Source organism: Solibacillus ferritrahens, from assembly GCF_037027585.1.
Lineage (GTDB): Bacteria > Bacillota > Bacilli > Bacillales_A > Planococcaceae > Solibacillus > Solibacillus ferritrahens.
In genome coordinates this window covers 1-814 of sequence record NZ_JAXCLE010000058.1, presented here as the reverse complement: position 1 = coordinate 814, position 814 = coordinate 1, and the positions used below count along the sequence as shown (strand labels likewise).

Below are 814 nucleotides of genomic sequence, written 5' to 3'. Positions count from 1 at the left end.
GCAGGCATGTTAACCGCTACACCACGGGACCATTTGGTTGCGGGGACAGGACTTGAACCTGTGACCTTCGGGTTATGAGCCCGACGAGCTACCACTGCTCCACCCCGCGACAATACTATTTGATTTAATTTGAATGGTGGAGGATGACGGGCTCGAACCGCCGACCCCCTGCTTGTAAGGCAGGTGCTCTCCCAGCTGAGCTAATCCTCCGTGCTGGATATTGAAATTATTGGTGACCCGTACGGGATTCGAACCCGTGTTACCGCCGTGAAAGGGCGGTGTCTTAACCACTTGACCAACGGGCCATTTTACAAAAATGGCTGGCGGAGAGTAAGGGATTTGAACCCTTGATGCAGGGTTACCCGCATACACGATTTCCAATCGTGCTCCTTCGGCCACTCGGACAACTCTCCAAGAGTTAATGGCTCCGAAGGCAGGACTCGAACCTGCGACCTGCCGGTTAACAGCCGGATGCTCTACCAACTGAGCTACTTCGGAATACTTCTATACAGCCTAGCGACGTCCTACTCTCACAGGGGGAAGCCCCCAACTACCATCGGCGCTAAAGAGCTTAACTTCCGTGTTCGGTATGGGAACGGGTGTGACCTCTTTGCCATCATCACTAGACTTTTTTTAGAAAGACCTTATTTATTATACCACACTTTTCTTATTTGGCAAGTGTTTTTTAAATAAATTCATTCTTTCAAAACTGGATAAACGTTTCATTGAGTTGTGCAATAAAATGTGGTTAAGTCCTCGACCGATTAGTATTCGTCAGCTACATGCGTCACCGCACTTCCACCTCGAACCTATC

The 814-nt window shown here is 49.4% G+C and carries 5 tRNA genes and 1 rRNA gene; all 6 read right to left on the bottom strand.

Features of this window, described 5'->3' with window-relative positions:
* Positions 1-34: 34 nt before the first annotated feature.
* Positions 35-109, bottom strand: a tRNA-Met gene (locus tag SNE38_RS19155).
* Between the two features lie 25 nt (positions 110-134).
* Positions 135-210 (bottom strand) — tRNA-Val (locus SNE38_RS19150).
* A 20-nt stretch (positions 211-230) separates the two neighbouring features.
* Positions 231-305 (bottom strand) — tRNA-Glu (locus SNE38_RS19145).
* Between the two features lie 16 nt (positions 306-321).
* Positions 322-413, bottom strand: a tRNA-Ser gene (locus SNE38_RS19140).
* 9 nt (positions 414-422) lie between these two features.
* Positions 423-498: transfer RNA gene (locus tag SNE38_RS19135), tRNA-Asn, on the bottom strand.
* Positions 499-511: 13 nt separating this feature from the next.
* Positions 512-627 (bottom strand): 5S ribosomal RNA (gene rrf / locus SNE38_RS19130).
* Positions 628-814: the final 187 nt, after the last annotated feature.